This is a genomic window from Streptomyces sp. NPDC002935, assembly GCF_040611295.1.
Taxonomy (GTDB): domain Bacteria; phylum Actinomycetota; class Actinomycetes; order Streptomycetales; family Streptomycetaceae; genus Streptomyces.
The window spans coordinates 53765-79471 of the sequence record NZ_JBEXNW010000028.1; the positions used below are offsets into that span (position 1 = coordinate 53765).

Consider the following 25707-nt stretch of genomic DNA (forward strand, 5'->3'; position numbering starts at 1 on the left):
GGCGGCCGCTACGGCTGCGTCAGCAACCGTTCCAGCACCACCGCGATGCCGTCCTCCTCGTTCGAGGACGTCACCTCGTCCGCGATCGCCTTGAGGTCGTCGTGGGCGTTGTCCATGGCCACGCCGTGCGCCGCCCAGGCGAACATCGGGAGGTCGTTCGGCATGTCGCCGAAGGCCAGGGTGTCCGCGGCCTTCAGGCCGAGGCGCCGGGCCGCAAGGGACAGCCCCGTCGCCTTGGAGAGGCCGAGGGGGAGGAGTTCCACTATCCCCGCTCCGGCCATCGTGACGCCGACGAGTCCGCCCGCGACCTCCACGGTCACGGCCGCGAGCTCGTCGTCGGAGAGCGTCGGGTGCTGGACGTACACCTTGTTCAGCGGGGCCGACCAGAGGTCCGACGCGTCCTTGATCGGGACGACCGGGAGCGAGCCGTCCAGCCTGCGGTAGCCGGGACCGACCAGCACCGCGCCGTCGAGTCCGTCGCGGCTCGCGGCCAGCAGCAGCGGGCCGACCTCCGCCTCGATCTTGGCGAGCGCGAGAGCCGCCAGCTGCCGGTCCAGCGTCACCGAGGTGAGCAGCCGGTGCTCCCCCGCGTCGTAGACCTGCGCGCCCTGACCGCAGACCGCGAGACCCCGATAGCCGAGGTCGTCGAGGATGTGCCGCGTCCAGGGCACCGCGCGCCCGGTGACGACGATGTGGGCCGCGCCCGCCGCGGTCACCGCGGCGAGCGCCTCACGCGTACGCTCCGAGACCGTCTCGTCGGAACGCAGCAGCGTCCCGTCGAGATCGGTCGCGACGAGCTTGTACGGGAACGCCCCCGACCCCGTGGCCCCGGACGAACCCGTCGACCCAGTGCTGCCGGTCACTTGGAGATCGGCTCCAGAACTTCCCGGCCGCCCAGGTAGGGCCGCAGCACCTCGGGAACCCGCACCGAACCGTCGGCGAGCTGGTGGTTCTCCAGGATCGCGACGATCGTGCGCGGGACGGCGCACAGCGTGCCGTTCAGTGTCGCGAGCGGCTGGACCTTCTTGCCGTCGCGCATACGGACGGACAGGCGGCGGGCCTGGAAACCGTCACAGTTGGACGCCGAGGTCAGCTCGCGGTACTTGCCCTGCGTCGGGATCCACGCCTCGCAGTCGAACTTGCGCGAGGCCGAGGAGCCCAGGTCACCGCTCGCCACGTCGATCACCTGGAAGGGCAGCTCCAGGCCGGTCAGCCACTGCTTCTCCCATTCGAGGAGCCGCTGGTGCTCGTTCTCGGCGTCCTCGGGGTCGACGTACGAGAACATCTCGACCTTGTCGAACTGGTGCACGCGGAAGATGCCGCGGGTGTCCTTGCCGTAGGTGCCGGCCTCGCGGCGGAAGCACGGCGAGAAACCGGCGTAGCGCATCGGCAGCTTGTCGGCGTCGAGGATCTCGTCCATGTGGTACGCCGCGAGGGGGACCTCGGAGGTGCCGACCAGGTAGTAGTCGTCCTTCTCCAGGTGGTACACGTTCTCCGCGGCCTGGCCGAGGAAGCCGGTGCCCTCCATGGCGCGCGGGCGGACCAGCGCCGGGGTCAGCATCGGGATGAAGCCGGCCTCGGTGGCCTGCGCGATCGCCGCGTTGACGAGGGCGAGCTCCAGGAGCGCGCCGACGCCCGTCAGGTAGTAGAAGCGCGAGCCTGACACCTTGGCGCCGCGCTCGACGTCGATGGCGCCCAGCGCCTCGCCGAGCTCCAGGTGGTCCTTGGGCTCGAAGCCCTCGGCGCCGAAGTCACGGATGGTGCCGTGCGTCTCCAGGACGACGAAGTCCTCTTCGCCGCCGACCGGGACGTCGGGGTGCACCAGGTTGCCGAGCTGGAGGAGGAGCCGCTTGGTCTCCTCGTCCGCCTCGTTCTGTTCGGCGTCGGCGGCCTTGACGTCGGTCTTGAGCTGCTCGGCCTTCTTCAGCAGCTCGGCGCGCTCGTCCGGGGAGGCCTTGGGGATCAGCTTGCCGAGCGCCTTCTGCTCGGAACGCAGCTCGTCGAAGCGGACGCCGGACGACCTGCGCCGCTCGTCGGCGGAGAGGAGGGAGTCGACGAGCGCGACGTCCTCTCCACGGGCGCGCTGGGAGGCGCGAACTCGGTCGGGGTCCTCACGGAGCAGGCGAAGGTCAATCACCCCTCAAGGCTACCGGTGCGGGCTTCCCGCGAACGACTCCATATTCCAGAGCGTGAAGGCTGTCACGGTTTGAGTGAAATGCCGGACTGAATCCCTTGATCACCGATCGGCGTCAAGGAAAAGGGTCCCACTCCCTGGAACGGGGCAGGTGCCGCCTCGACGGTTGACTCGATTTCCTTGCGGGAGACGGGACTTGCGAGCCGGGTTGTCCACAGGAATCCGTCCCCTCGGACAGTTATCCACAGGCTGTGTGGAAGATCTGTGGATGTCGGAATTGATCATTCCGAGTACCCTTCGACGGCCGAGGAATTCCCGGTTCAAACCCTCCGTACACCCACTTTCGGGTGTAAATGATTCGCTCCATAGGGTTGATCAATGGAAAAGGGTAGACGAAGGGTGTCGTACGAGGTTGTGGAAGGACTTGGGCCCAGTAGCCGATTTGTCGATGATGTAGTGCTTCGTTGTCGACTTGTCCCCAGGTCGAGAAGCGCACCTGTGGATAACCTCTGTGGATGACGAAAATCAGCAGGTAGGACCGTGAGGAAACGTTCTGACGGATGTGGATCCGCCGTTCAGAACCGGCCGTCCTCGCAACGCGCCAGCCAGTCCGACGCGGCGGAGAACGCGTTGTCCGACGTCCCGGGCCGCAGCGGCCGCACGTCCTCCAGGGCGACACCGGCCCGCGGATAGGAACCGAGGAAGCGCACCTGGGGGCAGATCCGCTTGAGGCCCATCAGCGCCTCGCCGACCCGACGGTCGGTGATATGACCCTCGGCGTCCACCGAGAAGCAGTAGTTGCCGATGCCCTGGCCTGTCGGGCGGGACTCGATCCGCATCAGGTTGACGCCGCGCACGGCGAACTCCTGAAGCAGTTCGAGCAGCGCGCCGGGATGGTCGTCGCCGAGCCAGATGACCACGGACGTCTTGTCGGCGCCGGTCGGTGCGGCGGGCCGGGCCGGACGGCCGACCAGCACGAAGCGGGTCTCGGCGTTCGCCGCGTCGTGGATCTCGGTCACCAGCGGTTCGAGGCCGTACGTCACCGCGGCGAACTCGCCCGCGAAGGCCGCGTCGTAACGGCCCTCCTGGACCAGCCGGGCACCGTCCGCGTTCGACGCCGCCGACTCCCACAGGGCGTCCGGCAGATGGGCGGCCAGCCAGTTGCGCACCTGGGGCTGGGCGACCGGGTGCCCGGTGACCGTCTTGACGTCCTTCAACGCCGTGCCGGGCCTGACCAGCAGGGCGAAGGCGATCGGCAGCACGACCTCGCGGTAGATCATCAGCTGGTCGCCCTTGGCGAGCTCGTCGAGGGTGGCGGTCACACCGCCCTCGACGGAGTTCTCGATCGGGACGAGCGCGCCCGCGGCCTGGCCGCCGCGCACCGCGTCGAGCGCGGCCGGCACGGACACCATGGGCACCAGCTCCCGCGTCGCGGCCTCGGGAAGCGTGCGGAGGGCGGCCTCGGTGAACGTTCCCTCGGGGCCGAGATAGGTGTAGCGCGTCGCCGACATACCGTCACCCTAATGGGCCCCGCCCGACCCGGCTCACGCCCGCGGAGCCCCGGCACCGAGCCGGCACGGAAGGGTCCCCCTCACCCCTCCAGCAACCGCTGTCCCACGTACTCCCCCTCCGCCGCGCCGCCCGGAACCGCGAACAGCCCGCTCGACTCGTGGCGGATGAACGTCGAGAGCGCGTCGCCGCGGTCGAGTTTGCGCTGGACGGGGACGAAGCCGCGCACCGGATCGGCCTGCCAGCACACGAAGAGCAGGCCGGCGTCGGGCACGCCGTCCGTGTCGATGCCGTCGTGGAACGAGAACGGGCGGCGCAGCATCGCGGCACCCCCGTTCTGGTCGGGCCGGGTGATGCGGGCGTGCGCGTTGACGGGCACGATGAGATTGCCGTCGGCGCCGGTCTTGTCCAGGTCCATCGCGGTGGTCTCGGTGCCGCCGCTGAGCGGCGCCCCGGTGGACTTCTTCCGCCCGATGACGTCCTCCTGGGCCTTGCCCGAGAGCTTCTCCCAGTCGTCGAGAAGCATGCGGATGCGGCGGACGACGGCGTAGGAGCCGTTCGCCATCCAGTCCGGGTCGCCGGAGGCGGGGACGAAGACACGTCCCTCGAAGTCCTGCTCGGACGGCTTCGGATTGCGGGTGCCGTCGATCTGGCCCATCAGGTTGCGCGCGGTCATCGGGGTGGTGGTGGCGCCCGGCGAGCGGTTGAAACCGTTCATCTGCCAGCGCACCCGCGCCGCCCTGCCCGCGTCCTTCTGGATCGCGCGCAGGGCGTGGAAGGCGACGAGGGCGTCGTTCGCGCCGATCTGCACCCACAGGTCGCCGTCGCTGCGCGCCTTGTCGAGGTGGTCGGAGGAGAAGTCGGGCAACGGGTCGAGGGCGACCGGGCGCCGCTTCTCCAGGCCCGTACGCGCGAAGAAGCTGTGTCCGAAGCCGAAGGTGACGGTCAGGGACGACGGGCCGGCGTCCCGCGCGACGTCGGTGTCCTCGTGGCCCGCGGCCTCGCCCGCCATCAGCCGCTCGGCCGTCACCGACCAGCGGCGCAGCAGAGCGGCGGCCTCCCTGCGCCCCGCGCCCGCCGCCAGGTCGAAGGCGACGAGATGCCCGCGCGCCTGGAGCGCGGTGGTGATGCCGGGCTGATGTTTCCCGTGAAACATCACCGCGTCCGCGCCGACCGAGGCCAGCGGGGTGGCCTTCTCGGTGGAGGGCGCCGCCGCGTAGCCCACGGCTGCCCCCGCGGCTCCGAGGGCGAGCCCGGTGGCGCCGGCGGTGCCGAGCAGGCGCCGCCGCGACATGACCCCCTTGCGGGAGACGTCCGACGACGCGCCGTCGGGGGACGCCTCGGGGGAGGGGACCTTCGGGGCAGAGGCGGCGGAGGGGGCGGAGGGGGCGGGAGTCCCGGGGGTGGACTGGTCAGCCATGGTCAGGTTCAGCCGATCTGCGCGTTCTTGTTCACGGTGGCCTGGTCGATGTCCGAGGTGCGCACGGTCACCGCGATCTTCCAGTCGCCCGCCATGGGGATCTGTACTCCGCTCGCCGACCAGTGTCCGGTGGCGATCCGGTCGGGGGTCACGGGCAGCGGGCCGACATCCTTGGCGGCGAGCGTGAAGGCGACCTTCACCTCGGGGACGTCGAAGGCCTTGCCGTTCGGCCGGACCACGAAGACGTGCATCTCGTTGCCGCCGACACGGGCCGGGTCGAGGGTGACCTCCACCGTGCCCTTGCCGTCCTCACCGCCCGTGTCGAACGGGATCTTCAGGGACAGCGGCCCGGACCGCTGCGAGGCGGACGCGGTGGCCCGCTGGGCCGCCTCCTCCGTACGTCCCGGCTCGGTGGCCGTCAGCGCGGTCGTGACCGCGAGCAGGACGACCGCGACGCCCGCTTCGGTGAGCACCGAGCGGCGCAGGCCCGAGCGGTGCGGGTCGGCGTCGCGGACACGCTTGTCGCGCGCGGAGGCCACAGCGGCCTGCTGCCGGGCGAGCTGGGCGGCGCGCCGGGAGTCGGCGGGGACGGTGGCGGGCGTCCTGCTCGCCGAGCGCTGCTCCACCAGGGCGGCGGCGACGGCCTCGGGGGCCGGTTCCTGGGCCAGCTGGGCCGTCCAGCGCCGCGAGATCCACGCGATGCCCACGAGGAGGGCCACCAGGCCGACCTTGACGAGCAGCAGCTGTCCGTACGTCGTGTCGGTGAGCGCCGACCAGGAGCCGACCTGCCGCCACGACTGGTAGATCCCGGTCGCGACCAGGACGAGGACGCCACCGAACGCGAGGCGGGAGAAACGGCGTACGGCCGCCGCCTCGATCGGCGCTTCCACGGGCGCCCGGAACAGGGCCACCAGCAGGGTCGACAGGCCGCCGAGCCAGACGGCGACGGCCAACAGGTGCAGGACGTCGACGGGCATCGCGACGCCCGCCTGGACGCCCGTCGAGGCGTGTTCGGCCATCGCCCAGGTCGCGGCGAGGCCGGCCGCGACGACCGTGCCGCCGATGGCGAGTCCGAAGGTGAGGTCCTTCTTCTCCGCGGCCAGGTCGTCGGCGTCGGCGGAGCCGTCGCGATCCCCGTCCGCCGCGTCGTCGGGATCCCCGTCCGCCGCGTCGTCGGGATCCCCGTCCGCCGCGTCGGACGGTTCCGCGCCCGCCGCCCGCTCGTCCTCGTCCCGCTTGGCGTACGCGCCGAAGAGCACCGCGATGAACAGCGCCGCCGCGGCGAGCAGCAGCAGCCGCGACACGAGCGCGGCGCCCGACTTGGTCTGCAGTACCTGCCCGAGCAGTGTCAGGTCGAAGATGTCGCCGACCTTGCCGGAGCCGACGTACGAACCGCGCAGGAGCAGCAGGGCGAGGGTGGAAGCGGTCAGCGTGAGCCATCCGGAGACCACGAGCCGCTGCACCGGACGGACGCCGGAGCCCCGCTGCCAGCACGCCAGCACGAAGGCGGCCCCGCCGACGAGCAGGATGAATCCGGCGTACGAGAAGTAGCGCCCGGCTCCGTAGAGGAAGCCCACCACGCCGCCGCCCGCCGCCTGGTCGGACAACGCGACGGAGGTCTGCGAGGGGGCGCCGATGGAGAAGGTGAAGGCGCCGGAGACGGGGTGGCTGTCCGCCGAGACCACCTGGTAGGTGACGGTGAACGTGCCGTCGGGCAGCCCCGCGTGCAGCTTCACGCCGTACGCGGTGCCGCCCAGGTTGCTCGCGCCGCCGGCGTCGACCCGCTTGCCCTTGGGGTCGAGCACGCGGAGCGAGCCGTCGTTCAGCGAGACCTGCTCGGAGAACGTGAGCGAGACCTGGGTGGGTGCCTTGTCGACCACCGATCCCTGCGCCGGGTCGCTCCCGGTCAGCGCGGCGTGCGCGGAGGCGGGCGCGGCGCCGGCCAGGAGCGCGCCGGAGACGGCGAGGAACAGCAGGAGGAGGGTCCGGAAGCGGGAGACGATGGTCGGTGTCACGGTGATGCCTCCCTCAGTGCCCGGTCTTCGGGTTGTACGTCGCGGACTTCACCGGCATCGAGATCTTCACCGTGCCGGATTTTGCGAAGTGCAGTTCCACGGACACCTTCTCGCCCTGCTGGGGCTTGTGGGTGAGCTTTGCGAACATGAGGTGGTTGCCGCCGCTCGCGAAGTCCAGGGTGCCCTGGGCGGGCACGGGGAAGGACTTCTCCTCCTCCATGGCGCCGTTCTCGGTCGAGTGCAGCGTCACCTCGTCCGCGAGGTCGCTGGAGACCGAGGTCAGTGTGTCGGCGCCGCCGGAGTTGGTGACGGTGAAGAAGCCCGCCGCCATGGTGTCCATGCTCGGGGCGGGCATGTAGGCGCCGGTGACCTTGAGTTCGGGCCCGGCCGAGGAGGACGACGAGCCCGAGGTGCCGCCGTCGCCCGAGGCGCAGCCCGCCAGCGTCCCCGCGGCGGCTATGACCAGCGCGCCGGCGGTGAGGAGTCCGACGGGACGGACCGGACGACGCCTCACGGGGTCTTCCCCTCGGCGATCTTGGGAAGGTCCTTGGTGTAGTCGTCGACGGTGGCTTTCTCGCCGTACAGCACATAGCCCTTGTCGGTCTTCGGCGAGAAGGCGATGACCTGGGTGCCGTGCACGGAGACGACCTTGCCGTTCTTGTCCTTCGTCGTCGGCTCGATGGTGATGCCCAGGGTGCGGGCGCCGGCCTGGATCGTGGCGAAGTCGCCGGTCAGGCCGATGAAGTCGGAGTCGATGCCCTTGAGCCAGGTGCGGAGCGCGGCGGGGGTGTCGCGGGCCGGGTCGGTGGTGACGAACACGACGCGCAGCTTGTCCTGCTCGGCCTTCGGCAGCTGCTTCTTGGCGACCGCGAGGTTGTTCATCGTCAACGGGCAGACGTCGGGGCAGTGGGTGTAGCCGAAGTAGACGAGCGTCGGCCGGCCCTTGGTCTGCGCGCGCAGGTCGTACTTCTTGCCGGCCGTGTCGGTGAGCACGAGGTCCGGCTTCTCGAACGGATTGTCGAGGACCGTCGCGGCCTTGCCGGAGCCCGCCTCGACGGACACGTCGGCGACCGGCTTGTTGCTGTCGCCGCCACTGCCGCAGGCGGAGAGGGTGAGAGCGGCGGCGGCGAACAGTGCGGCCACCGCGTACGTCTTCTTGCGCATAGAAAAATGTCCCAGATGTGAGCGCTCCGGTGCGCACCGGGGGTCGTACGAGGCCGAAGGGCCAGGTCGGACGGGACCGGGGGCCGGTCCGGGCCGAGCCGGTCGAGCCGGTCCGGAGAGTCGCGTACCGCGACCCTCCGGTGCGCACCGGGAGCGGGTGTGTCTCAGTACCTCAGGTGTTTGCCGGCACCTCAGGCGTTCGTACGCCGCCGACCGGCCAGAACGCCGTACGCCACGCCCGCCAGGCCGACGACGATGCCCACGACGCCGAGCACCCGCGCGGTGGTGTCGCTGCTGTCCACGGAGGAGGCCGCTTCGGTGGTGTCCTTGGCGGTCTTCTCGGTCTTCTCGGCCTCCTCGGTGTGGGAGGCGTCCTCCGCACCGGTGGAGCCGTGATGGCCGCCCTCGCTCGCGGCCGAGAGCGCGAGCACCGGAGCCGGGTTCTCGGGCTCCTCCGCACCCTCCTTCTGCGGCTCGATCCAGCGCACGACCTCCTTGTTGGAGTACGTCTGGACGGCCTTGAAGACGAGTTCGTCGGTGTCCTCGGGCAGTGCGCCGATGGAGAGCGGGAACTTCTGGAAGAAGCCCGCCTCGATGCCCTTGCCGTCGGCGGTCCAGGTGACCTTGGTGACGGCCTCGTCGATCTTCTGGCCGTGCGCGGTGATCGGCTTGTCCAGCTTGGACTTGGTGACCTTCACGCTCCAGCCGTCGAGCGGCTGCGCCATGACGGAGGAGAGCGGGTGGTCGGCCGGGAAGCTCACCTCGACCTTGGTGGTCGAGGCGTCGTCGCGCTCGTTGGGAACCTTGAAGTTCACGACGGCGTAGTCACCCTTGGCCGCCACGCCCTCGGGCTGCACGCTGACGTGCGCGAACGCGGGGGCGGAGAGGGCGAGAACGGCCGAGGCGGCGACGGTGCCGGCGGCGGCGATACGAGAAGCCTTCATGGAAGGGAACACTCCACTTTCAGTCCAGTGACAAAGGGGATGCGCGTGCGCCTCGGTGTCCCGGAGAGGGGCGAAACGGTGCCCGGGGGAGACCCGGCGGGCACGCGCGCGTGCGGCACGACCGCGTCCCCTTCGAGAAGGTGGGTTCCGTGAAGCGGCGCGTCGTGTCAGGCGGCGAGGACGAGTGCGGTGGAGGCGGGCGGCCCGCGTCGGACGACGCTGTGCTGGAGGTCGGCCGTCCGTGGAGTGGGAGGCGCGAGCAGCGCGGTGCGAGGCATGCACGCGATCTCGGGTGCCCCGTGAAGTCCCGTGCGCAGAGCGCGTACGAGTGTCAGGGCGGCGCGCAAGGAACGTACGAGCGCCCCTTCCGCAACTCCCTGCGCCGACAGCCGCATAAGACGCAGGAGCGCCAGGTCGCCGCGGCGCAGCACCCACCCGGCGGCGACGGCCGCGAGGACGTGGCCGAGCAGCATCGGCAGGGAGGGCAGCACCGGCATCGGAGTGCCCGCGGCCGGTACGGCGTCCGCGGCATGGTGCATGGACGACGTCATGTCCGCCATGCCCGGGTCGATCCGCGCGTCGGCGAGGATCTTCTGGGCCTGTACGGGACTGATCGCCGCCGCGGTCGTACCGCACACCAGGCGGGCGGCCCGCGCCACGAGCGAGGTGTCGGACATCGACATCCCCGAGGCAGTCGAGCCCATGGACCCGGTGGCCGTCGCGCCGGCCTGCAGGCCGAGTCCGAAGAGGGTGTGCAGCACGGTCTGGCCGAACGCGAGGACCGCCACGATGCCCGGCAGCGTGCGTTCCCGTCCCGCCAGCGCGGCGGCGGCGGCGAAGACCGCGAGGAAGCCGGCGCCCAGAGTCCACAGGGGGACCGTGGCGCAGGAGGCGATCCCATGACCGGCCGCGGCCAGCACGACGCAGACCGCGGCGAACACCGCGGCCCTCAGGGTCCGGAGGCCTGCTCCGGAGCGCGCCGAACGCTGGTGGGGGGCAGTCATGGCGGGCTCATCATCGCACTGGGCGCACCCGCCCCCCACGGCAGGTCCGATTGATGGCATGCGGCCGGTGCGTCCGCAACACGGCGTACGACCGAAAGGTCGTCATTCGGCGTCAACTCGCCCGCGCTTACACCGACCTCTCAAGAGAGCGCATCCGCCGTATGGGCGGCATCACGTCTCGTAGGCGATTGCGCACGGGTGGTTGCGGCAATACGTAACGGTATGTCGAGCCGCGGCCGGGAGGCTGGAGCATGAGCATCTGGTGGTCACTCCATTTGCGGCGCGAGGCTGCGAGCGTTCCGCTCGCCCGACGTCTGCTGCTCGGCACGATGGAGAGCGCGGGCGTCGACCCGGACATCTCGTACGACCTCTCCGTCGCTCTCACCGAGGCGTGCGCGAACGCCGTCGAGCACGGCGGGGACGCCGTGCGGGGTGCCTCCTGCGAGGCGTATCGCGTGACGGCCTACCTCGACGGTGACCAGTGCCGCATCGAAGTCGCGGATTCCGGCCCGGGTTTCCCGGCCGGGAACGCCCGCTCCCTGCTCCACCCGGCAGGGGAGGACGCCGAGCAGGGCCGGGGTCTGTGTCTGATCCAGGAGCTCGCCGACCACGTCCACATCGGCAACAAGCCGGGGCGGGGCGGTGCGGTGGTGAGCTTCGACAAGATCCTCAAGTGGAGGAAGGTCCCCTCGTTGCTGCCGGCTTGATGCTCTGATCCGCGTCGACGCCCGACCGCGTCGGCGAGAGGGCGCCTCTCCGTCCCGTGCCCCGATCTGGAAGCCAACTCCATATTGACAGTTGACTCTCATTTGGGAGTAGCCTCTCATTAGGTTGCTCCCTCTTGGAGGTCCGCATGTCCGCGTCGAACCCGAGCCCCTCCTCCCCGCCGTCGAACCCGAGCCCTTCTTCCCCGCCGTCGACTCCCATGGCTCCCCGCCGTTGGCCGGCACTGGCCGCCCTCACGCTCAGCGTCCTGATCGTCGGACTGGACGGCACGATCATCAACGTCGCCCTGCCGACCCTCGCCGGCGATCTGCACGCCGACAGCGCGCAGCTGCAGTGGATCGGCGGTGGCTATCTGCTCGCCCTGTCCGTGGCCATGCTCCCCGTCGGCCTGCTGGGCGACCGATACGGGCACAAGCGTCTGCTGCTCAGCGGTATCGCCCTCTTCGGACTCGCCTCGCTGGGCGGCGCGTTCGCGGGGTCCCCCACCACGGTCATCGCGGCGCGGGCCGTCCTCGGCCTCGGCGCGGCCGCCATCATGCCGCTGTCCATGGCGATCCTGCCGCGCCTCTTCTCCAAGGAAGAACTGCCGAGGGCGGTCGCCGTCTGGACCGCGGCGACCGCCCTCGGCATGCCCGTCGGGCCCCTGGTCGGAGGCTGGCTGCTGGACCACTTCTGGTGGGGCTCGGTCTTCCTCTTCAACGTGCCCGTCACCGTCCTCGCCCTCGCCGCCGGTCTGTGGCTGCTGCCGAGCGACAGGAAGCGTGCGACGGCCGACGGGAAACCCGCGCTCGGCGGCGAGAGCCGTGCCGCTCACGGCAAGGTGCGGGTGGCCGATGACCGGGCGGGCGCCGCCGTCCCCTTCGACGGCCCGGGTGCCCTGCTGAGCGCCCTGGGCATCACCGCGCTCGTCTACGGCACGATCCTGATCCCGCGCGACGGCTGGACCGACCCGATCGTCCTCGCCGCACTCCTCGCCTCGGCCGCGCTGCTGACCGGGTTCGTGTTCCGTGAGCGCCGCCACCCGCACCCGATCGTCGACCTGGAACTGTTCGCCGACCGCCGCTTCCTGTGGGGCACGCTGATCGCGGTGTTCGTGAACTTCGCCGTGATGGGGATTCTGTTCGTCGTCCCGCAGTACCTCCAGGTCGTCCTCGGCCACGACTCCTTCGCCACCGGAATCCGGGTACTGCCCCTGATCGGCGGGCTGATGGCGGCCGCCGCGGCGAGCGAACCCCTCGTTCCCCGGCTCGGCGCCCGCGTCGTCGTCCCGTTCGGCATGGCCGTCCTGGCCGGCGGAGTCCTCCTCGGAGCGACCACCGACCTCTCCGGCGGCTACGGGTTCACCGCCCTCTGGCTCTCCCTCACCGGCCTCGGCTTCGGCCTCGCCGTCGTCCCCGCGACCAGCCTGGTGATGGGCTCGCTCCCGGACGGCGACACCGGGCGCGGGACCAGCCTCCTGGAGACCGTCCAGCAACTCGGCAGCGTCCTCGGCGTGGCCGGACTCGGCAGCCTCCTCGGCTACGGCTATCTGGCCCGGCTGCGCACGGACGGTCTCTCCGCGTCCGCCGCCGACACGGCTCGCGACTCGGTGTCCGGAGCGGGCGAGGTCGCCCGGAACCTGCACGACGCGGGTCTCGCGGCCGACGCCCACGCGGCCTTCGTGCACGGCATGGACCTGGTCCTGATGGCATGCGGTGTCCTCTCCCTCCTGACCGCCGTCCTCGCCGCCCGCTATCTGCCGAGCCGGTCCTCCCGACGCCCGAAGGTGGCCCGGGTGGAGCCCGAACGCGCAGAATCGATGGCATGACGACGCGGGAGACGCCGGAGAGACCGGCGGGGACCGCGTGACGCGGCGGACGCTGGAGAAGATCGCATGACGACGCAGGAGACCTCGGCCGCGCCCCTCGGTCTGCGGGAGCGCAAGAAGCGGCAGACCCGCGACCGGGTCCGCCGCGAGGCCTACCGCCTGTTCGCCGAACACGGGTACGAGGCGACAACGGTCGACCAGATCGCGGAGGCGGCCGAGATCTCCCCGAGCACGTTCTTCCGGTACTTCCCCAGCAAGGAGGACGTGGTCATCCAGGACGAGTACGACCCCGCCCTCGTCGAGGCACTGCGCGCCCGCCCGGCCGGTGAACCGATCGTCGAGGCGATCCTCCAGTCCCTGAAGGGCCCCCTCGGCCGGATGCTCGACCGGGACCGCGAGGAACTGCTGCTGCGCACCCGGATCACCTTCACGGACCCCGCGATCCGGGCCCGCTCGGTCGGCGAACAGGAGCGCAGCGAGCGGGAGATCGCCGCGATCATCGCGGAGCGCAGCGGCCGCGACGCCTCGGACCTCGCCGTCAAATGCGCGGCCGCGGCCATCATCGCCGTCTTCGCGACCCTCGTACGGCACTGGGTCGAGGGCGGCGGCACGGAGGACCTGGCGGAACTGTACGAACGCCATCTGCCCCTGCTCTCCGACGGCTTGGAGTTCTAGAGCACCCGGCTCGACAGGCTTCGACTCGACGGGCTTCCGGCTCGACGGGATTGCGGCACGACCCCGGCTCGGTGTTCTCGGAGTCCACAGGAAAGTCACAGCGCTCACCCATGGTCCTGAGGGCTGACGTTCCTAGGCTTTCCGGTACGACGGGAAGCCGCGGAGACGAGTCGATCGCGTGTAGCCGACTTCGTCCGGTGGCGTCCTCACCGTCGGCGTCCTCACCGGAAGGGGTACGTCCATGAGCAGCCGCGAGGACGACGAGGCACTGGCGCGGACCGCCGTGGCCGCGCTGACCCTGCAGTTGGAGCTGGCCCCCAAACCCGGACTGCCCGACCCGCGCGACCTCCGCGCCCGGGCCACCCGGCGGGATCTCGGCTCCCTGCGCTGGTCCGCCAAGGCGCTGACACCCGGCTTCGCGGCCATGGCCGCCGCCGCCCGCCGCACCGGCCGGGCCACGCCCGAACTCCGCGCGGAGCTGGGCGCGATCGGCCGCTGCACCGAGCACTCGGTGGCCCTGACGGGCGGCGGCCACCGCGGCGCCCTGTGGGCACTCGGGTTCCTGGTCGCCGCGGCGGCCCTGGATCCCCAGGCCACCGGGTCCGACGTCACCGCGACCGCCAAGCGGATCGCGGCGCACACCGACCGGCGGGCACCGCGGCGGCCCTCCCGCGGCTCGTCCGTCTCCGCGAAGTACGGCGCGGCCGGTGCGCGCGGTGAGGCGCGGGCCGGATTCCCGCACGTGCGACGGGCCCTGGACGCGCTCGCCACCGCCCGCTCGGCCGGCGCGCCCGAACCGTACGCACGGCTCGACGCCCTCCTCACCGTCATGTCCACCCTCCAGGACACCGAGTTGCTGTACACCGCGGGTCCCCATGGCCTCCGCCATGTCCAGGCGGGCGCCCGGGGGGTGCTGGAAGCGGGGGGTACGTCCACGGAGGCGGGGCGCGCGGGCCTGTCCGCCCTCGACGACGATCTACACGCGCGCGCGTGGAGCCCTCGGGGCAGTGGTGCCCTGCTCGCGGGGGCACTGTTCGTGGACGCGCTGCCGGTGACGGCCGGCGCGCCGACCCGCGTCGCCTGAGGAGGCCGACCGAGCCGACACCTCCGATTCCCACAGCTGGATCTGCGGCGCTGGATCTGCGGCGGCGGATCTACGACGGCGGACCTACGGCAACACCCGATCCAGCACCTCCAGCGCCCCGGGGTACAGCCGCTCGCGCGGTGTTCCGTACCCGACGACCAGTCCCTGCGGCCGGCCGTCGCCCGGCGTGTGCCAGTGGTCGCCCAGACGCCCGACCGCGAGCCCCTCCTCCTCGGCGCGCGCCAGCACCCGCGACTCGTCCGCCACCTCCACCAACGCGTGCAGACCGGCGGCGATCCCCCGTACGCTCCTGCGCGCCCCCACCCGGTCGAGGAGCTGGTCCCGGCGGCGCCGGTAGCGCAGCCGGCACGCGCGCACGTGGCGGTCGTACGCGTGGCTCTCGATCATCTCGGCGAGCGCCAACTGGCCGATGGACTCGGTGTGGTGGTCGCTGTGCAGCTTGATGTCGGCGACGGGCTCGACCAGGTGAGGGGGCAGCACCATCCAGCCGAGCCGCAGGGCGGGGCCGAGCGTCTTGGAGGCCGTGCCGAGGTAGACGGCGTGGGCCGGTGCCATTCCCTGGAGGGCACCGACCGGCTGCCGGTCGTAGCGGAACTCCCCGTCGTAGTCGTCCTCGATGATCAGCCCGTCCCGCGTGCGGGCCCAGTCGGTGAGCGCCCGCCGCCGTTCGGGATGGAGCGTGACGCCGGTCGGGTACTGGTGCGCGGGAGTGAGAACGACCGCGTCCGCCCCGAGCGCCGTCAGACCGTCGGCGCGGGCGCCGTGCTCGTCGACGGGCAGCGGCACCACGTTTCCGCCGCCCTTGCGCACCACGTCCCGGTGGAACGGCAGCCCCGGGTCCTCCATGGCCACCGTCCCGCCGTCCAGCACGCGGGTGAGGAGGGCGAGACCCTGGACGTAGCCCGAGGTGATGACGATCCGCTCGGGCGGCGCGATCACCCCGCGGGCCCGGCCCAGGTAGCCCGACAGCGCCGTCCGCAGTTCGATCCGGCCGCGCGGATCCCCGTAGTCGTACGCCAGGGAGGGTGCCGTCGCGATGGCGCGGCGCAGTGACCGCAGCCAGGCCGCCGCCGGAAACGTGCCGACGTCCGGACTGCCGGGGCGCAGATCGAAACGGGGCGCACGCGCGCGTGGCGCCCGCACGTCCGCCGCGGCGCTGTCGGCCGGCAGTGACGCCACCTCGGTGCCCGAGCCCTGCCGTGCCGTCAGATAGCCCTCGGCGATCAGTTGGTCGTAGGCCGCCTTCGCGGTGCCCCGGGAGATGCCGAGTTCCGTGGCGAGCCGCCGGGTCGCGGGCAGCCGGGTGCCCGGGGCGAGCCGCCCGGCGCGGACGGCGTCCCGAAGGGCCCGTTCGAGCCCGGCTCTGCGCCCGGCCGCCGCGTCCGGTTCCAGATGCAGGTCCACTCCGACGCCGGACCAGAAGTCGTCGTCCACGAAAAGCCGCCCCCCTAGGCACACCGAAAACCCGCGGGCGCACCGATGGCCCGTAGGCACGCCGAAGTCCAGGAGGCCACCGCCGCCCCCCGGACACACCAATGGCCGGGCACCCTGGAGGGCACCCGGCCATCAGTCTCGTATCAGCCCTCGCGGGCACTATGTCAGCCCTTGAGGGACGCCATCCAGGACTCGACCTCGTCCGACCGGCGCGGCAGGCCGGCCGACAGGTTCCGGTTGCCGTCCTCGGTGACGAGGATGTCGTCCTCGATGCGGACGCCGATGCCGCGGTACTCCTCGGGCACGGTCAGGTCGTCCGCCTGGAAGTACAGGCCCGGCTCGACGGTCAGGCACATGCCCGGCTCCAGCGTGCCCTCGACATACGTCTCCGTGCGCGCGGCGGCGCAGTCGTGGACGTCCATGCCGAGCATGTGGCCGGTGCCGTGCAGCGTCCAGCGGCGCTGGAGGCCGAGCTCCAGGACGCGCTCGACCGGCCCCTCGACGAGGCCCCACTCGACGAGCTTCTCGGTCAGCACGTGCTGCGCGGCGTCGTGGAAGTCGCGGTACTTGGCGCCCGGCTGGACGGCCGCGATACCGGCCTCCTGGGCCTCGTACACGGCGTCGTAGATCTTCTTCTGGATCTCCGTGTACGTGCCGTTGACCGGGAGCGTGCGCGTGACGTCGGCGGTGTAGAGGGTGTGCGTCTCCACGCCCGCGTCCAGCAGCAGCAGATCGCCGGAGCGGACCGGGCCGTCGTTGCGCACCCAGTGCAGCGTGCAGGCGTGCGGGCCGGAGGCGCAGATCGAGCCGTAGCCGATGTCGTTGCCCTCGACCCGCGCGCGCAGGAAGAAGGTGCCCTCGATGAAGCGCTCGCTGGTGGCCTCGGCCTTGTCGAGGACCTTCACGACGTCCTCGAAGCCGCGCACGGTGGAGTCGACGGCCTTCTGCAGCTCGCCGGCCTCGAACTCGTCCTTGACGAGCCGTGCCTCGGAGAGGAAGACGCGCAGTTCGTCGTCGTGCTCGCGGGTGACCTTGTCGGTCAGGGCGGCCTCGATCGCGGCGTCGTAGCCGCGCACCACCCGGACGGGACCAGTGGCTTCCTTCAGCGCCGCCGGCAGTTCGCGGACGTCCGACGCCGGGATGCCGTACAACTGCTCGGCCTCGGCGAGGGAGTGGCGGCGGCCGACCCACAGCTCGCCCTGCCCGGAGAGCCAGAATTCGCCGTTCTCGCGGTTGGAGCGGGGCAGCAGGTAGATCGTCGCCTTGTGGCCGCCATTCCCGTTCGGGCCGTTGGCGGGCTCCAGCACGAGGACGCCGTCCTCGGTGAGGTTGCCGGTGAGGTACGCGTACTCGACCGAGGCACGGAAGGGGTACTCCGTGTCGTTCGAGCGGGTCTTCAGGTTGCCCGCGGGGATCACCAGGCGCTCGCCCGGGAAGCGCGCGGACAGCGCGGCACGGCGGGCCGCGGTGTACCCGGCCTGCGCGATCGGCTCGAGGCCCCGCAGCTCGGTGTCGGCCCAGCCGGACTTCATGCTGTCGGCGAGCTCGTCGGACACGCCCGGGTACAGGCCGTTCTTGCGCTGCTTGATGGGCTCTTCCTCGCCCGCTTCGTCAGCGGCTTCGTCGAGCACGGCTTCCGGGGTCTCCGGGGTGAGCGCCTCCGACACGGTCTGCCTCCTAGTTACGACTCTGGACCTCCTCCATCGTACGGTCGTACTGGAGGGGGCCCAGGGCCGGAAGGCCTGTCACACGGCGTATCCGCCCGCTCACTCGAACCGGGCGGCCAGCAGGACGACGTCCTCGTCGCTGTCCGCCTCGTCGAGACCGTCCGGCAGCACACCGCGCAGGACATGGTCGGCGATCGCGCCGGGGTCGTCGCGGACGGCCCTCGGGACACTCGCCGCAGCCGCGTGCAGCCGGGCGAAGGCACGGTCCATCGGGTCGCCGGTGCGGTGCAGCAGGCCGTCGGTGTAGATCAGCACCGTCTCGCCGGGGTCGGCGGTCAGTTCGACGCTCGGGGCCTCCCAGCAGGCGAGCATGCCCAGGGGCGCCGACAGGGACGTCTCCACGAACTCGGTACGCCGCGGGCCGATCACCAGCGGCGGGCTGTGTCCGGCACCGGCGAGGGTGAGCTTGCGCAGGGCGGGCTCGCAGTAGGCGAAGAGGGCGGTCGCGGAGCGGGCGGGTTCGGTCAGCCGCAGCAGCAGTTCGAGGTCGGAGAGCACGGCGACGGGGTCCTCGCCCTCCATGACGGCGTAGGCCCGCAGGGAGGCCCGCAGCCGGCCCATGGCGGCGACGGCGCTGGGGCCGGACCCGGTGACGGAGCCGACCGCGAGGCCGAGCGCGGCGTCGGGCAGCGGCAGCGCGTCGTACCAGTCGCCGCCGCCGCGCGGGCCCGTGCGGTGCCGTGCGGCGAGCTGGACGCCGGAGACGCGGGGCAGCCGCGGGGGGAGCAGCTCGGCGGAGATCGTCGTGATGCACGCGCGCGTGCGTTCCAGCTCCAGCAGCCGCGCCAGGTGCTCCGTGGCGTACTGGGCGTAGAGGCCGAGCAGGTGGCGCTGACGCTCCACCGGTTCGGCAGGTTCGTCGTAGAGCCATACGGCCGCACCGAGGCGGCCCGCCGCCTCGGTGGACAGCGGCAGCGCGTAGCTCGCGGCGTAGCCCAGCCGGGCGGCCACCTCGCGGTGGCGCGGGTCGAGGCCGTCCTCCGAGAGGAGGTCCGGCTGGGCGATCTCGCCCTCGCCGCCCGGCAGCCCGTCCAGGATCTTCCCGTACGACATCGAGCTGCGCGGCACCGTCTCGATGTGGCCGAGATCCGCTCGGGCGAGGCCGAGACCGATCGTGGTGTCGGGACCCAGTCCGTCGCCGGGTTCCATCACGACGAGCCCTCGCCGGGCGCCCACGAGGGCTGCTCCGGCGCGCAGCAGTTCCTGCAGCGCGTCGTTCAGGGTCGCGGTGCGGGCCAGGCGTTCGGTGAGTTCGTGGAGCGTCGTGAGATCCGAGACCCAGCCCGCGAGGCGGTCCTGGAGAACGGCTCCGGGGCCGTTCGGAGAAGTGGCCGAAGAGGCACCCGTGGGAGCAGGCGTCGGCGCGACAGTGTGTGCGGGCGAAGGAACCGTTGAATCGATTCCAGCCACTTTCGGAAGGTGAGGGGCGTTCATGACGTCCGGCTTTCCGACCGGTGCGTATTGCTCAATAGCATCGCAAACCCCCATGTCGTTCTGCGCCGCTAGCGGTGTCTCCACATGTACACGTACTCGTGAGGGGATGTCCAGCATTGTCCTGCTGGGATTACTGGTGTCCGTGAGACCGTCGGTAACCCTTGCGGGAAAACAAAGTTGGCCTAAAACTGACTCGGGCAACGGCTTATTGAGGTCGACTGGCCTCGTTCGACGGAGCGTCACAGCGGTCGTGATGGGTACGTACTCGGTGAAGGCCAGGGGTGGTTCGAGATCCGCCCGGAACCTGGCGACGGACCCGGGCGTCTTAACCACCGACGACCGTGCCCCATCCTCCCGTGGCGGAGGCGGCAAGGAATACGCGGGACGCAAAACGCCAGGCGCCGCCACCCCACGCCATGCCCATGCTTTGGATACACGCGGTATGGGCGCGGACACAGCCACATGCTCGGCCCAGAGGGGTTCCCCTTGTCTCCAGCAGGGGTGTGATGCGCCAGCAGGTACGCACAGTGAAGTGATCGACACATGGTGTGATGTGATCCTCGGTGTTGCCAGGCGTGCAACGGAAAGGAACGAGCGCTCATGCGCGAGATCCTCGGAAGGCGACGCAGGCTCCTGTCCAGGCGAAACAACGGGAGGCCTGAGATGCTCAGCGCGGCCCTGACCTTCGCGACCGAATGGCGGTGGCCCGTACTCCCGGGTGTGGCGGCCGACCCGCAGGGGCGTGCCCGCTGCGGATGCCCCGACCCGGAGTGCACGGTGCCCGGCGCCCATCCCTTCGACCCCGGCCTCCTCGCGGCCACCACCGACGAGCGCATGGTGCGCTGGTGGTGGACCAACCGGCCGTCGGCCCCCATCGTGCTGGCCACCGGAGACAGGGCCCCGTGCGCGGTGAGCCTGCCCGCTCCCGCGGCGGCTCGCGCTCTCGACGCCCTCGACCGCCAGGGCATGCGCCTCGGCCCGGTCGTCGCGGCTCCCACCCGCTGGGCGATCCTCGTCGCCCCGTACTCCATGGAGCAGCTCGGCGAGCTGCTCTACGCCAAGGACTTCGTTCCCGGCTCCCTGCGTTTTCACGGCGAGGGCGGCTACATCGCGCTGCCGCCGTCCGGGACGGGCCAGAGCCAGATCCGCTGGGAGCGCGCTCCGCTGCCCGGCTCGGCCGCCCCCTGGGTGCCCGATGTGGAGGCCGTGGTGGATGCCGTGGTCGAGGCACTCACTCGTACGGGTGTGAGCGCTCCCGAGTTGTAGGGGCGTCCGGCGCGCGGTGAGCCGCGCGCCCGCCCGTGCTCGTTATCGTCCGCGTATGCAGCGTCATTCTGGGGGGCACAGAGCCTCATCGCCGCCGCGCGGCGGGCCCGACCCCCGAAGAGTTCGTCTCGTGGCGCTGGCAGGCGTCGTGGCGTTCGTTCTCGCCCTGCCGCTGGCCGTGGCGTCGGCCGGCTCCGTGGGCGACGAGGACTCCACGGCCGTACGCGGGACGGCTCGCGCGGACGACCGGCCGAGGGCGCCCGAACCCGGGCGCTCTCCCCGGCTGCTCGGCCTCGGTCTCGCCACCGCCGCCCGGTGCGGCCCCGAGCTCTCCTCACCCGACGGCGTCGAGGCGCAGACCTGTGTCCTGACGCAGGGCGAGGAGACCTGGGCACGCACCTACTACCGCAACGCGACCGGTGACGCGCTGAGCTCCGTACTGAGTCTGATGGGTCCCGGCGGCCGCACGGTGCAGATGAACTGCGCGGTGGACGCGGAGGACGATCCGGGGGTGTGCGAGACGCCCAGGGAACGCACGACGGGGAGCGCGGGGGCGTACACGGCGGTCACGGAGTTCGCGAAGGGCGCCGGCTCCGACGGGCCGCTGCTGCTGCGCTCGGGGAGCAACTCGGGCCTGTAGCAAGGCGGTTGACGCCTCACGGGATCCCGGACATGAAAAGACCCGGTTGCTGGCGACGGGGGATGCACCAGCAACCGGGCTACTCGAACGGTAACAAGAGATCGGCGGTTCGCAAATTCGATCTCGGCTATTCGGACACGGATTTACCTGTCACAACGGGGAGTTGTGACAGGAGTCACCCGTTTCCGAGGTCCTGACCAGCTGACCGGTCGGTCAGTTTCCCGACCTGTGCGTCGGCTGTGGGTCAGCTGAGGGTCACCTGCCGGTTGGTGAGCCCGCCGCGCGCGCGGCGCTCGTCCGCCGTCAGCGGCGCGTCCGTGGCCAGAGCGGTGGTGAGGCGCTCGGCGAACTCGGCCGCCGGCTTCTCGATGTCGTCCGCCGTGACGCCCGTCGGCAGGTCCCAGACCGGCACCGTGAGGCCGTGCGCGCGGAAGGAACCGACCAGCCGGGTGCCCTCCCCGAGGCTCGACCGGCCCGCCGCGTGCAGCCGCGCGAGGGCGTCCAGAAGCTGCTCCTCCGCGTACGGCATGACCCAGCGCAGGTGGTTCTTGTCGGGCGTCTCGCACCAGTAGGCGGCGTCGACCCCGGAGAGCTTCACGGTCGGAATGGCGGCGGCGTTGGCCCGCTCCAGCGAGGCGGTCACCTCGGCCGTCGCGTTCTCCGCGTCGGGGACCCAGAACTCGAAGCCGCTGTGCACAACTGGCTCGAACGTGCCTTCGGGGTCGAGCAGGTCCTGGAGCCGCGGACCGTCGGCCGGGGATCGCCGGCCCTCGACCGGGGTACCGGGCGGCGCGGTGAGCGCGCGCTGGAGGGTGTCGGCCAGGTCGCGGCTGATGTCGCCGGACGCCGTGTCGTTCTGCAGGCCGAGCAGCACCGAGCCGTCGTCGCGGCGCAGCGCGGGCCACGCCATCGGCAGGACGGTGGCGAGGGTGACCGAGGGAACGTCCTCGGGCAGGCTCTCCTTGAGCTTCAGCTCGACCGTCGCGGCGGGCACCAGCTCGCGCAGCGCGATCCAGTCCCCTTCGCCGCGCAGGCCCTCGAACGGGCGGTGCACCAGCTCGGTCACGGCGTGCGCGGCGGCTCGGCCGTGGCAGGCCTTGTAGCGGCGGCCGCTGCCGCAGGGGCAGGGCTCGCGAGCGCCGACAACCGGGATCTCGCCGCCGTCCTTCAACTGCGGCTGCTTGGCCTTCGTCTGGGGTCGCTTCTTGGCCATCGTGGGTGTCTCCCGATCACGGCTCGTCTCGTACTGGCGCGAGCCTAGCCGTTCGCACGGGAGCCGACGGGATCCTGTGGACAACGCACCGCGTCGTCCCGGAACCCGGCGGTTCGGTCCGGGTGCCTCAGTCCAGGTCGTCGAAGGCGTCCGTGAAGTTCAGGTCGGACATCCCGGACACCCTCGGTGACGCGACGCGCGTAGCGAAGTCGTCGCGCCGGCGCGCCGTTTCCTCGTCGTCCTGGATGACCACCCACACCGTGACCTCGCCGTGGGCGTCGTCCCGTACACCCCAGTCCTTGGCCAGCGCCGTGATGATGTTCAGCCCGCGGCCGCCGCGCGCGGTGACCGAGGGGGTGGCCGGAACGGGGCGGGTCGGACCACCGCCGTCCGTCACCTCGACCGTCAGCCGTCCCGCCGGGTCGAACCGCCACGTCGCGCGCACATCTCCGTCGCCCGCGAGGGCGTCGCCCAGGGGCCTGCCATGTCGGCAGGCATTGCTGAGCAGTTCGGAAAGGATCAGTACGGCATCGTCGATGACCGTTTCCGCCACACCGCCAGAGCGCAGTTCATCACGCATCCGGTGTCTTGCTTCCCCCACGCCCGCAGGGCCATGGGGTACGGCCATGCTCGACGACGTGGGCACCTCCTGTGCCACCACCAACGCCACCCCCGAGACCTCCTTTGCCCCACGCCACGGTGTGGATGCCCCTTTGGACTGGACCGGAAACCGGCCAATCAACGTCTGCTGACGCACTCGTAACGATCGAATGCGGAACGAACGCGCCGGTGCACTCCCTGTAATCGGCTGGCCGGTTCTCGATGGTTTTCGAGGAGCGATCGTGGTGTTTTCCGTGGGGTTCCCGCCCGGGGCAAGGCCAGGTCAGCGGCCCAGTTGCCGCAGCACCGCGCGCGGGCGGTTGGTGATGATGGCGTCGATGCCCAGCTCAACGCAGAGATCGACGTCCTCGGGCTCGTTCACGGTCCAGACGTGCACCTGGTGTCCGGCTCGTTTCAGTCGCTCGATGTACCCGGGGTGACTGCGTACGATCCGCATCGACGGGCCCGCGATCCGGACACCCGCGGGCAGCCGTCCGTCCCGCAGCCGGGGTGAGACGAACTGGAGCAAATAGACCGTCGGCAAGGTCGGGGACGCGGCCCGGACCCGGTGCAGTGAGCGTGCCGAGAAGCTCATGACGCGCACCGCGGACTCGGCGGGGGACGCGGGGGCGTCCAGGCCGAAACGCTTCAGCAGGTGCAGCAGCCGCTCCTCGACCTGGCCCGCCCAGCGGGTCGGATGCTTCGTCTCGACGGCCAGCTCGACGCGGCGGCCGGCGTCGGCGATGAGTTCGAGCAGTCTCTCCAGGGTGAGGACGGACGTGTCCTGGAGGTCTTCGGGGGCGTGTTCCCAGTCGGGCGACTCGTCGCGGTTCTTCCAGGAGCCGAAGTCCAGGGCGGCGAGTTCGGCGAGCTCCAGGGCGGAGACGGCTCCGCGGCCGTTGGACGTACGGTTCACGCGGCGGTCGTGGACGCAGACGAGATGGCCGTCGGCGGTCAGCCGTACATCGCACTCGAGGGCGTCCGCACCGTCCTCGATCGCCTTCTTGTACGCGGCCAGTGTGTGCTCCGGGGCCTCTTCGGAGGCTCCGCGGTGGGCGACGACCTGAATCGGGTGCTGTCGTGCGAGGGTCACCGCGTCATGGTGCCACCGTCGCGCGGCGGGCGTGAGGTGAGATACGTCGCAATTGAGCACTTTTAGTGTTAAAGGTCCGTTATAAAGGATGGCCTCGGACGCACAGGCACCGCTTATGGTGCCCTGACGCCCTGTGGGAAAAGCTGACGGCGTACAAAAGCACATGCACAGCTGCATCGCGCCGGGCCATCCGACAAGTGTGAGTGGGCGTGACCGAGTGCGACCGAGAACAACAGCCGTGGATCGAGGAGAAGAGCTGTGAGCACCGAGAACGAGGGCACCGCAGTCCCCCCGGCCCCGTCCGCACCTCCCGTGCCGGTGGAAACTCCCGCTGCCTCCGCGCAGGACGCCGCGCACGCGGGGGGCGCGCCGACCGCACCGATCCCCGCGGTGCCCGGCGCACCGGAGCACGCGTCGGCGCCCGCGGGCCTGCCGGCGTACGCGTCGGCCGGAGCCGGACAGGCCGACCCCTATGGACAGGGCGCAACCCAGAGCTCCGCCCCCGAGGCGGGCTGGCCGCCTCCTCCGCCCGCCACTCCCTCGTACGCCGACGGCGGCGGCTCGGGAACCGGCGGCTGGGGCTCCTCCTACCAGCAGCCCGCGCCCAAGCCGAAGAACGGGCGCGGTGGCCTGGTCGCCGCGATCCTGGTGGCCGCGCTGGTCGCCGGTGGCGTGGGCGGCGGCCTCGGCTACTCCCTGGCCAAGAACAACGACAACTCCACCGGCTCGACGACGGTCTCCGCCCCGAGCAGCAGCGGCGAGGTGAAGCGCGCCTCGGGCACGGTCGCGAACGTGGCCGCCCAGGCGCTGCCGAGCACCGTCACCATCGAGGCCCAGAGCAGCAACGGCGAGGGCGGCACCGGCACGGGGTTCGTCTTCGACACCCAGGGCCACATCCTCACCAACAACCACGTGGTGGCGGACGCGGTGGACGGCGGCAAGCTCACCGCGACCTTCTCGAGCGGCAAGAAGTACGACGCCGAGGTGGTCGGCCACGCGCAGGGCTACGACGTCGCGGTCATCAAGCTGAAGAACGCGCCCTCGGACCTGAAGCCGCTCGCCCTCGGCGACTCCGACAAGGTGGCCGTCGGCGACTCCACGATCGCGATCGGCGCGCCCTTCGGTCTGTCCAACACGGTGACCACGGGCATCATCAGCGCGAAGAACCGTCCGGTCGCCTCCAGCGACGGCAGCGCCAGCAGCAAGGCCTCGTACATGAGCGCCCTGCAGACGGACGCCTCCATCAACCCGGGCAACTCCGGCGGGCCTCTGCTCGACGCCTCGGGCGCGGTGATCGGCATCAACTCCGCGATCCAGTCGTCGAGCAGCGGCGGCCTCGGCGGTTCCGGCCAGTCCGGCTCCATCGGCCTGGGCTTCGCGATCCCGGTCAACCAGGCCAAGTACGTCGCCCAGCAACTGATCAAGACCGGTAAGCCCGTGTACGCGAAGATCGGCGCGTCGGTGTCCCTGGAGGAGGGCACGGGCGGCGCGAAGATCACCGAGCAGGGCGCGAGCGGCTCCGCCGCGGTCGAGTCCGGCGGCCCCGCCGCCCAGGCGGGTCTCAAGCCCGGCGATGTCATCACCAAGCTCGACGGCATGGTGATCGACAGCGGCCCGACCCTCATCGGCGCCATCTGGACCCACAAGCCCGGCGACACCGTCAAGCTCACCTACACGCGCGACGGCAAGACCCGCACGGCCGACGTCACCCTCGCCTCCCGAGAGGGCGACAGCTGACCCCCGCTTCCGGCATCGGACCCGTTACTCTTGTCCCCGCGCCGCCGATCACCGACGGCG

At 71.3% G+C, this 25707-nt stretch carries 22 protein-coding genes; 7 read left to right on the forward strand and 15 right to left on the reverse strand.

Annotated features, from left to right (window positions below; genetic code table 11):
• Positions 1-8: 8 nt before the first annotated feature.
• From ABZX90_RS30990 to ABZX90_RS31030, 9 genes are all read right to left on the reverse strand, one after another.
• Positions 9-863, reverse strand: a complete 855-nt coding sequence (locus ABZX90_RS30990) for an HAD family hydrolase (protein ID WP_355210304.1) — start codon at positions 861-863, stop codon at positions 9-11.
• On the reverse strand, positions 860-2137 hold the full coding sequence (gene serS / locus ABZX90_RS30995; RefSeq protein ID WP_351133750.1) for a serine--tRNA ligase: 1278 nt from the start codon (positions 2135-2137) through the stop codon (positions 860-862). The genes ABZX90_RS30990 and serS overlap by 4 nt, the downstream gene beginning before the upstream one ends.
• Positions 2138-2709: 572 nt before the next feature.
• Complete coding sequence (gene pheA, locus ABZX90_RS31000) at positions 2710-3645, reverse strand: prephenate dehydratase (RefSeq protein WP_351133752.1); 936 nt, start codon at positions 3643-3645, stop codon at positions 2710-2712.
• 80 nt (positions 3646-3725) lie between these two features.
• Positions 3726-5063, reverse strand: coding sequence for an iron uptake transporter deferrochelatase/peroxidase subunit (gene efeB, locus ABZX90_RS31005; RefSeq protein WP_355210309.1), 1338 nt, complete (start codon positions 5061-5063; stop codon positions 3726-3728).
• Positions 5064-5071: 8 nt separating this feature from the next.
• Positions 5072-7078, reverse strand: a complete 2007-nt coding sequence (locus tag ABZX90_RS31010) for a copper resistance protein CopC (protein ID WP_355210312.1) — start codon at positions 7076-7078, stop codon at positions 5072-5074.
• A gap of 13 nt (positions 7079-7091) precedes the next feature.
• Positions 7092-7592 carry a copper chaperone PCu(A)C gene (locus tag ABZX90_RS31015; RefSeq protein WP_355210315.1) on the reverse strand — a complete coding sequence of 167 codons (501 nt, stop codon included), beginning with the start codon at positions 7590-7592 and terminating at the stop codon, positions 7092-7094.
• Positions 7589-8242 (reverse strand): SCO family protein, encoded by a 654-nt coding sequence (locus ABZX90_RS31020; RefSeq protein WP_355210318.1) that lies wholly within the window; start codon positions 8240-8242, stop codon positions 7589-7591. The genes ABZX90_RS31015 and ABZX90_RS31020 overlap by 4 nt, the downstream gene beginning before the upstream one ends.
• Before the next feature lie 191 nt (positions 8243-8433).
• The gene (locus ABZX90_RS31025; RefSeq protein WP_355210321.1) at positions 8434-9186 is read right to left on the reverse strand and encodes a YcnI family protein; all 753 of its coding nucleotides are present in this window, start codon (positions 9184-9186) and stop codon (positions 8434-8436) included.
• A gap of 167 nt (positions 9187-9353) precedes the next feature.
• Positions 9354-10190 carry a hypothetical protein gene (locus tag ABZX90_RS31030; RefSeq protein ID WP_351133764.1) on the reverse strand — a complete coding sequence of 279 codons (837 nt, stop codon included), beginning with the start codon at positions 10188-10190 and terminating at the stop codon, positions 9354-9356.
• Between the two features lie 251 nt (positions 10191-10441).
• Here ABZX90_RS31030 and ABZX90_RS31035 point away from each other — a divergent pair, with 251 nt between their 5' ends.
• The 4 genes from ABZX90_RS31035 to ABZX90_RS31050 all read left to right on the forward strand — a co-directional run bounded on the left by ABZX90_RS31035 (position 10442) and on the right by ABZX90_RS31050 (position 14482).
• Complete coding sequence (locus tag ABZX90_RS31035) at positions 10442-10897, forward strand: ATP-binding protein (RefSeq protein WP_355210328.1); 456 nt, start codon at positions 10442-10444, stop codon at positions 10895-10897.
• A gap of 218 nt (positions 10898-11115) precedes the next feature.
• Positions 11116-12723 carry an MFS transporter gene (locus tag ABZX90_RS31040; protein ID WP_355210331.1) on the forward strand — a complete coding sequence of 536 codons (1608 nt, stop codon included), beginning with the start codon at positions 11116-11118 and terminating at the stop codon, positions 12721-12723.
• Positions 12724-12789: 66 nt separating this feature from the next.
• Positions 12790-13398 carry a TetR family transcriptional regulator gene (locus ABZX90_RS31045; protein ID WP_351133770.1) on the forward strand — a complete coding sequence of 203 codons (609 nt, stop codon included), beginning with the start codon at positions 12790-12792 and terminating at the stop codon, positions 13396-13398.
• A gap of 241 nt (positions 13399-13639) precedes the next feature.
• A complete protein-coding gene (locus tag ABZX90_RS31050) occupies positions 13640-14482 on the forward strand; it encodes a triphosphoribosyl-dephospho-CoA synthase (protein ID WP_355210334.1) in 843 nt (280 codons plus the stop codon).
• A gap of 84 nt (positions 14483-14566) precedes the next feature.
• Here the strand turns inward: ABZX90_RS31050 and ABZX90_RS31055 are convergent, their stop codons facing one another.
• The 3 genes from ABZX90_RS31055 to ABZX90_RS31065 form a co-directional block, all read right to left on the reverse strand.
• Complete coding sequence (locus ABZX90_RS31055; RefSeq protein ID WP_351133775.1) at positions 14567-15937, reverse strand: PLP-dependent aminotransferase family protein; 1371 nt, start codon at positions 15935-15937, stop codon at positions 14567-14569.
• Positions 15938-16101: 164 nt separating this feature from the next.
• The gene (locus ABZX90_RS31060) at positions 16102-17568 is read right to left on the reverse strand and encodes an aminopeptidase P family protein (protein ID WP_351133800.1); all 1467 of its coding nucleotides are present in this window, start codon (positions 17566-17568) and stop codon (positions 16102-16104) included.
• 135 nt (positions 17569-17703) lie between these two features.
• Entirely contained in the window at positions 17704-19215 is a 1512-nt protein-coding gene (locus ABZX90_RS31065; RefSeq protein ID WP_351133777.1) for a PP2C family protein-serine/threonine phosphatase, read from the reverse strand.
• A gap of 483 nt (positions 19216-19698) precedes the next feature.
• On the opposite strand from ABZX90_RS31065, the gene ABZX90_RS31070 reads away from it, so the two are divergent.
• Positions 19699-20364, forward strand: coding sequence for a bifunctional DNA primase/polymerase (locus ABZX90_RS31070; RefSeq protein ID WP_351133779.1), 666 nt, complete (start codon positions 19699-19701; stop codon positions 20362-20364).
• A gap of 55 nt (positions 20365-20419) precedes the next feature.
• Positions 20420-21004, forward strand: a complete 585-nt coding sequence (locus ABZX90_RS31075; RefSeq protein WP_351133781.1) for a hypothetical protein — start codon at positions 20420-20422, stop codon at positions 21002-21004.
• Positions 21005-21248: 244 nt separating this feature from the next.
• On the opposite strand, the gene ABZX90_RS31080 is transcribed toward ABZX90_RS31075, so the two are convergent.
• The 3 genes from ABZX90_RS31080 to ABZX90_RS31090 all read right to left on the reverse strand — a co-directional run bounded on the left by ABZX90_RS31080 (position 21249) and on the right by ABZX90_RS31090 (position 23910).
• Complete coding sequence (locus ABZX90_RS31080; protein WP_351133783.1) at positions 21249-22217, reverse strand: DUF5926 family protein; 969 nt, start codon at positions 22215-22217, stop codon at positions 21249-21251.
• A 127-nt stretch (positions 22218-22344) separates the two neighbouring features.
• Positions 22345-22974: an ATP-binding protein gene (locus ABZX90_RS31085; protein WP_351133784.1), complete on the reverse strand. Its 630-nt coding sequence runs from the start codon at positions 22972-22974 to the stop codon at positions 22345-22347.
• Positions 22975-23100: 126 nt separating this feature from the next.
• The gene (locus ABZX90_RS31090) at positions 23101-23910 is read right to left on the reverse strand and encodes a glycerophosphodiester phosphodiesterase (protein WP_351133786.1); all 810 of its coding nucleotides are present in this window, start codon (positions 23908-23910) and stop codon (positions 23101-23103) included.
• 258 nt (positions 23911-24168) lie between these two features.
• Between ABZX90_RS31090 and ABZX90_RS31095 the strand changes: the two genes are divergently transcribed.
• Complete coding sequence (locus tag ABZX90_RS31095) at positions 24169-25647, forward strand: trypsin-like peptidase domain-containing protein (protein WP_351133788.1); 1479 nt, start codon at positions 24169-24171, stop codon at positions 25645-25647.
• Positions 25648-25707 lie beyond the last annotated feature (60 nt).

Excerpts from the sequence above, each read along its gene's own strand:
- ABZX90_RS31020 (WP_355210318.1), bottom strand. The coding sequence starts at position 8,242 with ATGCGCAAGAAGACGTACGCGGTGGCCGCACTGTTCGCCGCCGCCGCT.
- ABZX90_RS31070 (WP_351133779.1), top strand. The coding sequence starts at position 19,699 with ATGCGCGAGATCCTCGGAAGGCGACGCAGGCTCCTGTCCAGGCGAAAC.
- pheA (WP_351133752.1), bottom strand. The coding sequence starts at position 3,645 with ATGTCGGCGACGCGCTACACCTATCTCGGCCCCGAGGGAACGTTCACC.
- ABZX90_RS31035 (WP_355210328.1), top strand. The coding sequence starts at position 10,442 with ATGAGCATCTGGTGGTCACTCCATTTGCGGCGCGAGGCTGCGAGCGTT.
- ABZX90_RS31045 (WP_351133770.1), top strand. The coding sequence starts at position 12,790 with ATGACGACGCAGGAGACCTCGGCCGCGCCCCTCGGTCTGCGGGAGCGC.
- efeB (WP_355210309.1), bottom strand. The coding sequence starts at position 5,063 with ATGGCTGACCAGTCCACCCCCGGGACTCCCGCCCCCTCCGCCCCCTCC.
- ABZX90_RS31065 (WP_351133777.1), bottom strand. The coding sequence starts at position 19,215 with ATGCTGGACATCCCCTCACGAGTACGTGTACATGTGGAGACACCGCTA.
- ABZX90_RS31040 (WP_355210331.1), top strand. The coding sequence starts at position 11,116 with ATGGCTCCCCGCCGTTGGCCGGCACTGGCCGCCCTCACGCTCAGCGTC.
- ABZX90_RS31080 (WP_351133783.1), bottom strand. The coding sequence starts at position 22,217 with ATGGCCAAGAAGCGACCCCAGACGAAGGCCAAGCAGCCGCAGTTGAAG.
- ABZX90_RS31030 (WP_351133764.1), bottom strand. The coding sequence starts at position 10,190 with ATGACTGCCCCCCACCAGCGTTCGGCGCGCTCCGGAGCAGGCCTCCGG.
- ABZX90_RS31075 (WP_351133781.1), top strand. The coding sequence starts at position 20,420 with ATGCAGCGTCATTCTGGGGGGCACAGAGCCTCATCGCCGCCGCGCGGC.
- ABZX90_RS31050 (WP_355210334.1), top strand. The coding sequence starts at position 13,640 with ATGAGCAGCCGCGAGGACGACGAGGCACTGGCGCGGACCGCCGTGGCC.
- ABZX90_RS31025 (WP_355210321.1), bottom strand. The coding sequence starts at position 9,186 with ATGAAGGCTTCTCGTATCGCCGCCGCCGGCACCGTCGCCGCCTCGGCC.